Below are 13,173 nucleotides of genomic sequence, written 5' to 3' on the forward strand. Positions count from 1 at the left end.
ATCAATCGCTTCGGCCCAACTTGTGAGACCCCACGCAGGTCTCAAACCGCCACGTCATCAAACTGTAGCAGCGAAAGGCTAAAGCCGCCGAACCCGAAACGGATGGCGCAGCCCCATGACAGAGATCGCACCCGATGCCGGATACCACCGGAACACGAAACTGAAGGATGCGCTGCTGCAGCACGCGCCTCTGTCGGCGGAGGGCCTCTCAGAGCGCCTTTTCGGCCTCATGTTCTCAGGCCTCGTTTATGCCCAGATCTGGGAGGATCCGGAGGTAGACATGGCTGCCATGGACCTTATGGAGGGGCATCGCATCGTCACCATTGGCTCGGGTGGCTGCAACATGCTCGCCTATCTCAGCCGCCAGCCGGGTTCGATAGACGTCGTTGACCTCAATCCCAACCATATCGCCCTCAACAAACTAAAGATCGCAGCATTCCGCCATTTGCCCGATCATGCCTCGGTCGTCCGGCTTTTGTCCGGCAGTGAAGATCGCGCCAATATTCAGCTTTATGAGCGGCACATCCTACCCTACCTCGATGCCTCGACCAGGACTTACTGGCAAAAGCGGGGTCTGAATGGAAAACGCCGCGTCAGCGTCTTCAATCGCAACATCTATCGCACTGGCCTGCTCGGGCGCTTCATCGCACTGGGCCACTTGATCGCGAAACTGCACGGCATCAGGTTGGAAGACATGGCGGCCGCAAGGTCCCTGCGCGACCAGCGTCAGTTTTTTGACACGCGCATCGCACCGCTCTTCGACAAGCCGCTGATCCGCTTTATCACCGCGCGCAAGAGCTCACTCTTTGGCCTCGGCATCCCACCGCAGCAATATGATGAACTCGCAAGCCTTTCCGACAATGGCAGCATCGCACCCATCCTGCGCCACCGGTTGGAGAAACTCGCCTGCCATTTCCCGCTCAGGGAAAACTACTTCGCCTGGCAGGCCTTCATGCGCCGCTATCCGCGCCCGGAAGAAGGCGTGCTGCCAACCTATCTCCAGCCGCAGCACTACGAGGCGATCCGCGCTTCAGCCGATCGCGTGAATGTTCACCATGAAAGCGTCACGGACCTTCTCGCGGCAAAGCCCGCCGGATCGGTGGACCGTGTCGTCCTCCTCGACGCGCAGGACTGGATGACCGACCAGCAGTTGACGGCACTGTGGACCGAGATCACCCGCACGGCCGCTCCCGGCGCCCGCGTGATCTTCCGCACCGCAGCCGAATGCAGCGTTCTGGACGGCAGGCTCCCCGCATCACTGCTCGACCGCTGGACCTATGACGGCGACCGCTCGGCAGCCCTAAACACCCAGGATCGCTCCGCGATCTATGGCGGTTTCCACATCTATGAAAAGCGCGAGGGATGAGCGCCCCGATGCAAAGTGTCGAAGCCGCCCTCCCCGATCACGCCGAACGCATGGACCGGATGTATCGCTATCAGCGGCACATCTACGATCTCACACGCAAATACTACCTGATTGGACGGGATCGCATGATCGCCGGGCTGGACGTCCCCCCAAGCGGCACCTTGCTGGAGATTGGTTGCGGGACAGGCCGCAACCTCGTGCTGGCCCGCCGCCACCATCCGACGGCCAGACTGTTCGGCCTGGACATCTCGACCGAAATGCTGAACTCGGCCCGCGCCAAATTCACCGACGCAGCGACAGCGCCCGTTCTCGTCGTGGCCGACGCCACCGATTTCGACGCTTCGGCCTTCGGCGAGCAAGGCTTCGACAGGATCATGATTTCCTACGCGTTGTCGATGATTCCCGACTGGCAGGCAGCGCTTCATACTGCCTTCGGCGCACTTGCGCCGGGAGGCTCTCTCCATATCGTCGATTTCGGCCAGCAGGAGAACCTCGCCCCGTGGTTCCGCCGCCTGCTGCATGGCTGGCTTCATCGCTTTCATGTGACCCCACGCCCAGACTTGAACATCGAGGCCGAGCGACTGGCCGCAGAGACGGGTTCGATCGTGACCTTCGAGCCGATCTTGCGCGGCTATGCCTGGCACCTCGTCATCCGTCGTTGATCCTGCCCTACGACGATTGGCAAGCACGCCGAAATTGGCCATGATCAGACAAATATGGGGTAACGACCGATTCACGCATTCAAGATGCGGCTGAACCAGTCGGTTAGGCGTGGCAAGGGGTCGATTGAAACATGCGGTGGCTCGATGCCCTGACGCTTTGCCTGTGCCTTGCCGCCGCCGGCTGCACATCGGGCGCATCCGACATGATGGATGGTGTCGGCCATCCACCTCGTTTCCAGGATACCGATCCCCAGGACTTTGCCGGACGCACCCCACACCGGCATGATGTCCACGGCATCGATCTGTCGAAGTGGAACGGCGATGTCGACTGGGCATCCGTGCGCAAATCCGGCGTATCCTTCGCCTTTATGAAGGCAACAGAAGGTGGTGACAGGCTCGACGCCCGCTTCCACGAGTACTGGCGCGGCGCACGCGCTGCAGGCGTTCACTACGCGCCCTATCACTTCTTCTATTTCTGCACACCCGCCGACATCCAGGCAGATTGGTTTATCGCCAATGTCCCGAAGGATGCGGTCATGCTTCCACCCGTCCTCGACGCAGAATGGAACCCGACATCCAAAACCTGTCGTTTCAGACCCGAACCGCCGGTCGTGCGCCAGGAGATGCAGCGTTTCATGGACAGAATCGAGGCCCATTACGGCAAGCGGCCTCTGATCTACACCACGGTCGACTTCCACCGGGAAAACCTCGAGGGCCATTTCCAGAACCATCTCTTCTGGGTTCGCGCCGTATCGCAGCATCCATCTGAAATCTACCCCGCCCGCAACTGGGCTTTCTGGCAATACACCTCGACCGGTGTGGTTCCAGGCATCGACGTGCCCACGGACATCAATGTCTTTTCTGGAACACAGAAAAACTGGAACGCCTGGGTGGCAGCGGTCTCGAAATGACCGAAAACAAGCCCTAGTGACGCCCCATGGCAAGACGGATATCACCGACTGCCAACCAATCCTGTGATGACCGAGTGGTCACGCCCCTCCCGCCCCCGACCGAAGGAGACCATGATGAAAACGGCCCTGCGTTTTGCCCTCCCCTTTTGCTTACTCGCCTCAACCACGACGCTCGCCTCCGCCCAGCAGCAATGTGGCGGCGATCTGGCGCCTTTCCTTGCAGGTGTGAAGGCTGAGGCCGTCGCTGCAGGCACGCAAGCAGAGGCCGTCGACAAGGCGCTGGCCGGAGCCGCGATTGACCAGAAGGTGCTGTCGAGAGATCGCGCCCAGGGCGTCTTCCGCCAGACATTTCTTGAGTTCTCGCAGCGCACCGTCAGCCAGGCTCGCCTCGACATCGGCAAGAAGAAAATCAAGGAATATGCCGACACCTTCGGACGAGCCGAACAGGAATTCGGCGTCCCCGCCGGCGTGATTGCCGCCTTCTGGGCGATGGAAACCGATTTCGGTGCCGTCCAGGGCGACTTCAACACCCGCAACGCCCTCGTCACGCTCGCCCATGACTGCCGGCGTCCGGAACTCTTCCGCCCGCAGCTGATCGCGCTGACCAAGATGGTCGAACACGGTGATCTTGATCCCGCGACCAATACCGGCGCCTGGGCAGGCGAAATTGGCCAGGTTCAGATGCTGCCCAAGGACATCATCGAATTCGGCGTCGATGGTGATGCCAACGGCCATATCGACGTCAAGAAGAGCAGCCCCGACGCCATTCTCACTGCCGCCAAATTCATTCAGCATCTGGGCTTCAAGCGCGGTGAGCCCTGGATCCAGGAAGTAACGATCCCGGACAACCTGCCCTTCGAGCGTTCAGGCCTCGGCGGCACAATGACGGCTGGTGAATGGTTCAAGCTGGGTGTTGCACCGCGTGACGGCAATACCGGATTCCAGAACCTGCAGGTCTCGCTGGTCCTGCCGCAGGGCCGCAAGGGCCCCGCCTTTATCACCTATCCGAACTTCAACATCTATCTCGAATGGAACCAGTCCTTCATCTACACAACGTCGGCAGCCTATTTCGCCACGCGGCTGGCTGGCGCTCCGCCCTATCAGAAGGGCAACCCGGAACCTGGTCTCGATACCGAGCAAATGAAGGTGGTTCAGACCAAGCTCGAGGGGCTAGGCCATGACGTCGGCAAGATCGACGGCATTCTCGGTTCCGGCACGCGTGCAGCCATCCAGAAAGAGCAGCAAAGGCTGGGACTGGTCCCCGACGGCTGGCCGACGGCGGCGTTTTTGAACGCCCTCTGAGATATGCGAGGCCTCCGGTGCGGCGGAATCCGCACCGGAAGTGCTCCGTTCACGTTAAACTTCGTTAAATTCCGTGAACCCGATAAACCATTGAATCAAAGAGAACATTAGAGGTTCTTCACACCTTATCCACCGTCCTTAGTGGCAGTGCAGCAACGTTTACCCCTTGCTTTGACACAAAACGAACATACTATCTAACGGTCAACGCAAGGAGGCACACATGGGACTGACCAATTCTCTTAACGTCCTTATCATCGGTGCGGCGTTTGTTTTCATAGCCTCGATGCTGTTCATCTGATCGCTTAGATCAGTCGAACCACAAGCCATGAGACGGCCGACCAAGGCCTCTCCAAAGCAGAGACTGGAACTTGAAAAGGCGTAGGGTTGGATAACCCTACGCCTTTTCCTTTGGTTGGATCCCCTGTGGCAAAGGGCACTCAGGCGGCAGCACCAGATAGGTCGCGGGCGCCGTAAAGCCCAAGTCTTGAAAGTGTCGCGAGCGTCAGGGGTGCACGGTTCATCGTGTAGATGTGGAATTCCTCGATTCCTCTTTGCGAGAGGTCGGCAATCTGTTCGGCTGCGATATCGGCGGCGACCGATGCCCGCGCCTCTGGGTTTGCCTCGGTTGACTGAAAGCGGAGATCGAAACCCTCAGGAACGCTCGCGCCACACATGCCAGCAAAACGCTTCAACTGCGTCAGGTTCTGGATCGGCATGATACCAGGCACAATGGGAATGGTGATGCCGGCCGCCCGGACCTGCTCCAGATAACGTTCAAAGATATCGTTGTCGAAGAAGAACTGGGTCAGCGCCCGGGTCGCGCCCGCATCCACCTTGCGCTTCAACATATCGATATCCGCACCAGCATCCGCACTTTCCGGGTGCTTTTCGGGATAAGCCGAAACGGAAACCTCGAAGTCGCCCATGTGGCGCAGCCCGCGCACCAGCGCTGCCGCATTTTCGAAGCCGCCCGGATGTGGCTCGTAGCGAGTGCCAACGCCGCCCTGTGGATCGCCGCGCAGCGCCACGAAATGGCGAACGCCAACCGCCTTGAATTCGTCGACGACCGCCCGGACCTCGTCACGCGTCGCACCGACACAGGTCAGATGAGCCGCCGTCGCCATTGGGGTTTCGGCAATCAGCCGGCGCACGGTATCAAGCGTTGGCTCCCGCGTTGTGCCCCCGGCCCCATAGGTTACCGAAACGAAGTCGGGCGCGAGCGGCTGCAAGGCGTGAACGGTCTGCCAGAGCTGGTCAGCCATGTCAGGAGACTTCGGTGGAAAGAACTCGAACGAGATACGGGGCGGCTTGGTGCCGGTGATGGCGGGTGCGGTTTCAGTCATCATCTGCTTCCAGTCAGTGCAATTGCTTCTTGGGATGCGGCAGCCGTTACGTCAGAGCGGTTCCTAGCCAGCCAAATGGTCACCGTCACGCCCTTCCCCTGCCCGTCGGCGGGCGGAAGATCCACGACGTTTTCGACGGTGAGGCCGAAGCGAGCGAGCCAATCCTCCATCACCCCATGGGAAAACCCGAGACGAACATGGGCGTGCTCTTCGCGAAGATATTCGAGTTCATGCGGCGCGAGATCGATGATCGCCAGACGACCGCCCGGCCGCAGCATACGAACCGCCTCCGCGAGTGCGAGTTCCGGCTGTTCGAGAAAGTGCAGGACCTGGTGCACGGTAACGAGATCATAGTCACCGGCATCAAGCGGCAGGTTGAGAATGTCGCCATGGCGCACGGTTGCCGCCATGACGCCAGCCTTGTCCAGATTGGAGCGGGCAACGGCGAGCATGTCGCGGCTGGCGTCGATACCGACGGCACGCCGATAGTGCTCGGAGAAAAGCTGCAGGATCCGGCCTGTGCCCGTACCCAGGTCAAGCAACGCCTCGACCGGCTCTTCACCGATCAATGCCAGCAAGGCGGCCTCGACATCGGCGTCATTGACATGCAGGCGGCGAAGCTCGTCCCACTCGGACGCATTTCGGCTGAAGTAGGCCTGCGCCTTTTCGGCCCGGGCGCGTTTGACGGCAGCGAGGCGGTCTCGGTCACGTGTCAGCACCGGGTCTGCCTCTTCCGTCGTCAGAAGCAACTGCCGCACGAAGCCGGCGCCGTCCCCCTCCTGCTTGAGCCGGAAATAGGCCCAGGCCCCCTCCTGGTAGCGGTCAACCAAATCAGCCTCGGCCAGGAGTTTCAGGTGGCGGGAAATGCGCGGCTGGGATTGGCCGAGAATTTCAGTAAGATCGGTGACAGTGAGATCTCCGGCCGCAAGCAGTTCCAGGAGCCGCAACCGGGTGGGCTCACCAGCAGCCTTCAAAAGATCCACAAGACGGTCTAGCCCGAAATTCATTGCGCGCCCAACTCCAATAATCACATAAAGATATCTTTATGTCGCTTTGCACATCGAGGCAAGTCCGAAAGTGAGAATTGGCTGATGCAAATAAGAACGGCCGCCCGGGAGCGGCCGCCACATCGCAACTTTTAAAATGCGTGATCAGAATTCTTCCCAGGTATGACTGGCCAGTGCGGTGTTGCCCGAAACCGCCGGCATGGCCCGTCGTGGCTGGGGTGCGGAGGCACTTGGCTGCGTTGGACGCGCAGGCGCTGACTGAGAGGCAACCGGATTCCTCTGCATAGGCTGGGCCGATGCCTGCCCAGTGCGGAACTGGCCGAGCAATTCGGTCAGCTTGCCGCTTTCCTGTGCCAGACCGGCGCCGGCTGCATTCATCTCCTCGACCATCGCCGCGTTTTGCTGCGTGGCCTGGTCCATATGATTGACCGCCGTATTCACCTCACCCAGTCCGACGGACTGTTCCTGTGCGGCTGTGGCAATCGCATCCATATGCTGATTGATCGATTGAACCAGGCTGGCAATCGCAGCCAGCCCTTCGCCCGTGTCATTCACCAGCTTGACACCTTCGCTGACCGCCACTTCGGAATTGCCAATGAGCGATTTGATTTCCTTTGCGGCATTGGCCGACCTTTGAGCCAGTTCACGGACTTCTTGGGCAACGACTGCAAACCCCTTGCCCGCTTCGCCAGCGCGCGCGGCCTCGACGCCAGCGTTCAGCGCAAGAAGATTGGTCTGGAAGGCAATCTCATCGATGACGCCGATAATCTGGCCAATCTGACGCGAGGAATGTTCGATACGCTCCATGGCCGTAACCGCATTGCTGACAACCACGCCCGAGTGTTCGGCGCGGCTTCTGGTATCACGCACCAGGTCTCGCGCCTCGCCAGTCCGCTTCGACGTTGCGGTGACGTTGGCGGTGATCTCCTCCAGCGCGGCAGCCGTCTGCTCAAGCGATGCAGCCTGTTGCTCGGTGCGTTTGGCGAGATTGTCGGACGCATGCGATATTTCGCTGCTGCCGCTTGAAACCACGGAAGCGGATCCGCCCACCGCGAGCAAGGTTGCACGCAACTGCCTGACGGACGTGTTGAAATCATGCCGCAAGGCCTCGAACTGCGGCGCAAACTGCTCTTCGATTTCGCAAAGAAGATCACCGGATGCCAGGCGCTGCAGACCGCCTGCGAGCGAACCGGTTGCACGGGTCAGCCGTTCCTCTGCATCCGCCTCTGCACGACGCTGCGTCTCGATCCGGTCGCGTTCGGCGGCCAAACGATTTTCCTCGGCGCTGGCCTCAAGTTGCTTGTTGCGCACGGCCGCGATCTGAAAGACTTCGACCGAGCGCGCCATTTCACCCATCTCATCCTTGCGCTTGGCGCCAGGAACGACCACGGACAGATCACCATCAGCCAGCGATCCCATGCAGCGGGTCAAGGCGCCGATCGGACGGATCACCTTGCGCACGATCACTGCCATCCCGATGATTGCAAGACCGAGGACAATGAGGAAGAGAGTGAGGAAAGTCAGCGCCTGCGTGAAAGCGCCGGACTTGGCCGCCAAAGCCTGCTCATGCAAGGTATCCATAGCCAGCGAGGCAATATCGGCGATACTGCCCAGAGCAGCGGTTGTCGGACCACGCCACTCGTCGATCGTCAGCGGCGCCTTCTCGCCCGCGCTGAGCTTGGCAATGACATCAGCACGCAAGCTGGCGTATGCACCGGTGAAGTAGGCAGCATCAGCGGCCTTGAAACCATCCTTGATGGTCTGCGGCGTTTGCGGGTGATCCACCAGCACCCGGACGGCTTTCCACGCATAGGCAACATTGGCATCGGCAACAGCAAGCTTGGCCTGATTCTCGGCACTCAACGGCTCGCCGGACGTCACGGCGCTATTGAGGATCAGGGCACCACCACCGCCAAGCGCACGGGTCGACCATGCATAGGCGCGCATCTGAATCATCGGCATCATGGCTGCGTCGAGGCTGCGCATGCGGCCCTCGGCTGCTTCTGAGGCCTTTTCGAGATCAGCCAGGAATGTCTGGCCGAGATCCATCGAAGCCTTCGTCACCGCCCCATCGCGAGAACCAAGTGCCTTGGCAAGCTCAGCATCGATTGTCTTTCGATAGGCAGCAACCTTTTCATAGGTGGCCATAACCGTCGAGATCGACTGTGATAGCTCCGCGGCATGGATCCCCGCAGCAAGGGCCTTGGCATCCGCCATACCCGCATCGACAATCGCACGGTTCTTCGTCACAGACGCAATGGACCCAGCGGCCTTCTCGCCCTCCAGCGAAAGAGCCGAAGCACTGTCACCACGCTCACTGCGAAATGCCAGCAGCGCCTTGAACAAGGCCTTGTCGAAACCCGTCAATTCCGAGACTTCGGCATAGACCTGATAGTTCCGGTAGGAAGACAGCATCGAGTTTCCGACGAGCACGCTGAGCATCAGACTGAGCAAGGCAAAAACACTGAAGAGTACATTGCGAATAGAGAAAACCATGACACGCCCCAAGATTGGTCAATCTAACGGCATTTGATGATATTTCGAATAAGCCAAGGTTAATCGTGGCAGCCTGCAACCAAGCGTTCGGGGATGAAAACACGAGAGGCGCCCATCGCAAGGTCGCGATTATTTGGGAACAGGCATCGAATGACCTTTTTTCGGTCTTCGATCACGCCGGCGCAACTTATGACGGGCAATAAATCACATGTCTTTTGGAGAGGCCGAGCATCCCCGGCGCGAATAGCGAATACGCAAGGGATCCGCCCCCCCCCGGCGATTGCCTCAGCTCTTTGCGGCTGGAGTGCGTGGCGCCCTATCTACGAAAAAAGCTCCGGCGTGTGTGACCGGAGCTTCTTCTGAAACCACTTGCGGCATCGGGTGATGCCACCAGGGGATGGGTCAGCGCGTCAGGCGCTTGTAGGACTGGCTTCCGGGGTTCAGGGCGTCAGGGCCGAGGCGGCGGATCTTGTCCTGCTCGTAGTCTTCAAAGTTGCCCTCGAACCATTCGACATGGCCGTCGCCTTCGAAAGCAAGGATATGCGTCGCCAGACGGTCGAGGAACATGCGATCGTGAGAGATGATGATCGCGCAACCGGCGAAGGCTTCAAGCGCGCTCTCAAGCGCACCGAGCGTTTCGGTATCGAGGTCGTTGGTCGGTTCGTCGAGAAGCAGAACATTGCCGCCGGCCTTCAGCATCTTGGCGAGGTGCACGCGGTTGCGCTGGCCGCCGGAGAGATTGCCGACCTTCTGCTGCTGATCGCCGCCCTTGAAATTGAAGGCGCCGCAATAAGCACGCGAGTTCATGTCGAACTTGCCGAGTTTGATCACTTCAGCGCCACCGGAAATTTCTTCCCAGACGGTCTTGTTGGCATCCAGCGCGTCGCGGCTCTGGTCGACATAGCCGAGATGCACGGTATCGCCGATGCGGATTGTACCGGCATCCGGCTTTTCCTGGCCGGTGATCATCTTGAACAGCGTCGACTTGCCCGCACCGTTCGGACCGATGATGCCGACAATGCCGCCCGGCGGCAGCTTGATCGAGAGATCATTGATCAGCGTGCGGCCTTCAAATCCCTTGTTGATGCCTTCGAGTTCGATCACCACCTGACCGAGACGTTCGGAAACCGGGATGATGATCTGTGCATCGCCGGGCCGGATGTTCTCGGCTGCATCCACCAGCTGTTCATAGGCCTTGATACGGGCCTTCGACTTGGCCTGACGGGCCTTCGGACTGGATGCGATCCATTCCTGTTCGCGCGAGAGCGCCTTCTGGCGGCCGGCCTCATCGCGGGCTTCCTGCTGCATGCGCTTGGCCTTGGCCGTCAGATAGGCCGAATAGTTGCCTTCGTAGGGGATGCCGCGGCCACGGTCGAGTTCGAGAATCCAGCCGGTGACGTTATCAAGGAAGTAGCGATCGTGGGTGATCATCATCACGGCGCCGGGATAGTCGCGCAGGTGCTTTTCGAGCCAGGCGATCGTCTCGGCATCCAAATGGTTGGTCGGTTCGTCGAGCAGCAGGAGGTCCGGCTGCGACAGCAGCAGGCGGCAAAGCGCGATGCGGCGACGTTCACCACCCGAAAGCACGGTAACGTCCGAATCCTTTGGCGGGCAACGCAGGGCTTCCATCGCCATTTCGACCTGCTGCTCGAGATCCCAAAGGTTCTGGCTATCGATGATGTCCTGAAGCTTGGAGCCCTCTTCAGCCGTCTCGTCTGAATAGTTCATCATCAGTTCGTTGTATCGGTCGAGCACGGCCTGCTTGTCAGCCACACCTTCCATAACGTTCTCGAAAGCTGTCTTGGCCGGGTCGAGATGCGGCTCCTGCTCCAGATAGCCGACCGTCGCACCTTCGGCGAGCCAGGCTTCACCGGTAAATTCCTTGTCCTGGCCGGCGATGATGCGCAGAACCGTCGACTTACCGGCGCCGTTCGGGCCGAGAATACCGATCTTGGCATCCGGGTAGAAGGACAGGTTGACGTTCTCGAGGATCTTCTTGGCGCCGTAAGACTTGTTCAGTCCCGACATGTGATAGATGAACTGGCGTGCCATCGTTGAATTGCTCCGGGCAGAATGGGAAGTTGCCGCTATGTAAGCGAAACCGGCCTGCGGAGCAATGCATGGCACGGCCATGCCTGCGGAAAATGCCGCGTTCAGCTACGGATTAGTGCAGGACGCGTGGATCGATGCGGAAGAGCTTGAGCGGATTTCCGGCTCCCGCATCGATCGGCTCAAGTCCCGGCCAGATACCGCCCGTCGCCAGCGCCGCGTAAAGCCCGCCGTTGTTGAGTGTCATGTCAGGCGGCAGCTTGCAGACCGCAACATAGTTGAAACCGCGCATGGCATGACGGCGATCTGCAGCGTCTGTCGAGAGGAAGGCCTTGAAGCCGAGACTCATGCCCGCGGCTGCACGATGAAAGGGGATCGCATTCACCGCATGTCGCCCTTCGCCACCAAGAAGAAGTGGCACACCAAGCCCCTGCGGCGCCAGAATGCGCCCAGGCGCGAGGCTTCGGACAACAGAGAAGTCTGCGCCGTCACAGGCGTTGCCCATGGTGCTAGCAGCGTCTGTTTCTACGTGCGCTCGCGGCGTGACGAGGAAGGCGATGCCGAGGCTCGCGATCAACAGGGCTGTCGCCGATACAGCCCGTCGCAACATGGTCGGCACCGGCGAGCCAAGAGCCCAGCCAATCGCCATAGGCAGAAAGAGGGGCATGAGCGCAGCCGACAAACGGATATAGCGCATCTGGAGAAGCGTCAGCACGAGAGCCGTGAGCGCAAAGCCAAAGGCAATCAACAGACCCGGCTCTGCGCGAAAGCGCGAGGCGAGTGCCGGAAGGGTCCAGATCGCCACGACCGCGGACAGCAGAATGACTGGGAAAAGGCGAGTATCGCCTGTCTGCAAGTGGAAAAAGAGCCCATGCTCCTGCGGGATCCGCTGAAGCCAAAACTGGCGCGCCACGTCATCCACCATACTGTAGGGCCCGTTGAGACAATCGGGAAACAGCACGATGACCATTGCCACCAGGGCGACAGACGGAAGCAGGAGAGCAGCCCAGCGCGCTTGGTTCGATTGATGCTTGAACCAGACCGGAACGACGGACAGAACAGTGCCCGAGGCCACGGCCAGATAGGCATAAGGGGCGGAAAAACTGTCACAGGCGACGGCGACCAGGCCGGCCGGACTGATGAACAGGAGGCCGAGTAGAAGAGAGAAGAACGCAAGCGCACCGCCAGCAACCGACAGCACACGGCCGGAATCCGGCGCATTGAACAGCCAGGCAAAGGCCAGGCCGCCATAGGCCACCATGATCAGTGGCAGGCATTCCAACCCGACAAGCAGGGAGACTGCTGAAGCAAGACCGATAAAAAACGCGCCCCGCTCATCAAAGGTCTGCAAGCCGACCGCGATTGCCGTTGCCGCGAGTATCTGCAGATTATGATGATCAATGCGGCCGGGTGAAAACTCCGAAAGCGCCACCATCATCACCGCGGCAGTGATGGCGGATACCAGCAGGATCCGGAGACCGGACCAGTGTGCACCGGTGAAATGCGGCCGAATGAACAGAGCGATCAGCCAGGCCTGAGCGACAAGCATCACGAGCGGCCAGATGCGAAACGCCATCGGCAGCGCATGTTCTTCCCCCACCAACGGTGCCAAAATCCCGAACAGCACAACATAGGGAAGGTCGACCAAGCGCGACCAGGGTGACACATAGAGTTCAGGCGTGCGGATCTGCGGCATGCCGAGATCAAACCAACCGGCACCACCGAACAGGAACTGCCTGATCTGCAGCTCGCGCAGCCCGTCATCGACGTCACGGATCCACGACTGGCCATCGGCAAGATCCGCCGCAATCAGCAGGACACCGACGGCAAATATGGTCAAGGTCAGGAGCCCGGTGAAGCTTGCGCCTCTCCGCTCCCTCGGCTGCTCGCCGCTCACCCCGTCCACAATGCTCATGTCCCCCGACCCCTCGGTGATTTCGGCCACTTTGGCGGGCGCGGCTTAATCTCAGGTTATCGTCAACCGGCTTCTTCTGGGTGAGACGGGACAACCTGAACGACGCGCGACCAAAGCTTGGG

Annotated in this window: 9 protein-coding genes; 4 read left to right on the forward strand and 5 right to left on the reverse strand. The window is 60.1% G+C overall.

From position 1 onward, the window contains the following. The first annotated feature begins 115 nt into the window (after positions 1 to 115). The 4 genes from IP76_RS17485 (at position 116) to IP76_RS17500 (ending at position 4,241) form a co-directional block, all read left to right on the forward strand. Positions 116 to 1,366: a DUF3419 family protein gene (locus IP76_RS17485; protein WP_054159520.1), complete on the forward strand. Its 1,251-nt coding sequence runs from the start codon at positions 116 to 118 to the stop codon at positions 1,364 to 1,366. An 8-nt stretch (positions 1,367 to 1,374) separates the two neighbouring features. Further along, complete coding sequence (locus tag IP76_RS17490; protein WP_245281494.1) at positions 1,375 to 2,028, forward strand: methyltransferase domain-containing protein; 654 nt, start codon at positions 1,375 to 1,377, stop codon at positions 2,026 to 2,028. A gap of 131 nt (positions 2,029 to 2,159) precedes the next feature. Continuing rightward, the gene (locus IP76_RS17495; protein WP_054159522.1) at positions 2,160 to 2,939 is read left to right on the forward strand and encodes a GH25 family lysozyme; all 780 of its coding nucleotides are present in this window, start codon (positions 2,160 to 2,162) and stop codon (positions 2,937 to 2,939) included. A 114-nt stretch (positions 2,940 to 3,053) separates the two neighbouring features. Beyond that, the gene (locus IP76_RS17500; RefSeq protein ID WP_054159523.1) at positions 3,054 to 4,241 is read left to right on the forward strand and encodes a lytic murein transglycosylase; all 1,188 of its coding nucleotides are present in this window, start codon (positions 3,054 to 3,056) and stop codon (positions 4,239 to 4,241) included. 437 nt (positions 4,242 to 4,678) lie between these two features. Here IP76_RS17500 and metF read toward each other — a convergent pair whose 3' ends face one another. From metF to IP76_RS17525, 5 genes are all read right to left on the reverse strand, one after another. Further along, complete coding sequence (metF, locus tag IP76_RS17505; protein ID WP_054159524.1) at positions 4,679 to 5,584, reverse strand: methylenetetrahydrofolate reductase [NAD(P)H]; 906 nt, start codon at positions 5,582 to 5,584, stop codon at positions 4,679 to 4,681. After that, positions 5,584 to 6,591 carry a metalloregulator ArsR/SmtB family transcription factor gene (locus IP76_RS17510; RefSeq protein ID WP_054159525.1) on the reverse strand — a complete coding sequence of 336 codons (1,008 nt, stop codon included), beginning with the start codon at positions 6,589 to 6,591 and terminating at the stop codon, positions 5,584 to 5,586. The genes metF and IP76_RS17510 overlap by 1 nt, the downstream gene beginning before the upstream one ends. Positions 6,592 to 6,735: 144 nt before the next feature. Then, positions 6,736 to 9,087 (reverse strand): methyl-accepting chemotaxis protein, encoded by a 2,352-nt coding sequence (locus IP76_RS17515; protein ID WP_054159526.1) that lies wholly within the window; start codon positions 9,085 to 9,087, stop codon positions 6,736 to 6,738. A 402-nt stretch (positions 9,088 to 9,489) separates the two neighbouring features. Continuing rightward, complete coding sequence (gene ettA, locus IP76_RS17520; RefSeq protein ID WP_054159527.1) at positions 9,490 to 11,139, reverse strand: energy-dependent translational throttle protein EttA; 1,650 nt, start codon at positions 11,137 to 11,139, stop codon at positions 9,490 to 9,492. 112 nt (positions 11,140 to 11,251) lie between these two features. Further along, complete coding sequence (locus IP76_RS17525) at positions 11,252 to 13,051, reverse strand: hypothetical protein (RefSeq protein ID WP_156318619.1); 1,800 nt, start codon at positions 13,049 to 13,051, stop codon at positions 11,252 to 11,254. Positions 13,052 to 13,173 lie beyond the last annotated feature (122 nt).

Source organism: Rhizobium sp. AAP43 (genome assembly GCF_001296045.1).
GTDB lineage: Bacteria > Pseudomonadota > Alphaproteobacteria > Rhizobiales > Rhizobiaceae > Allorhizobium.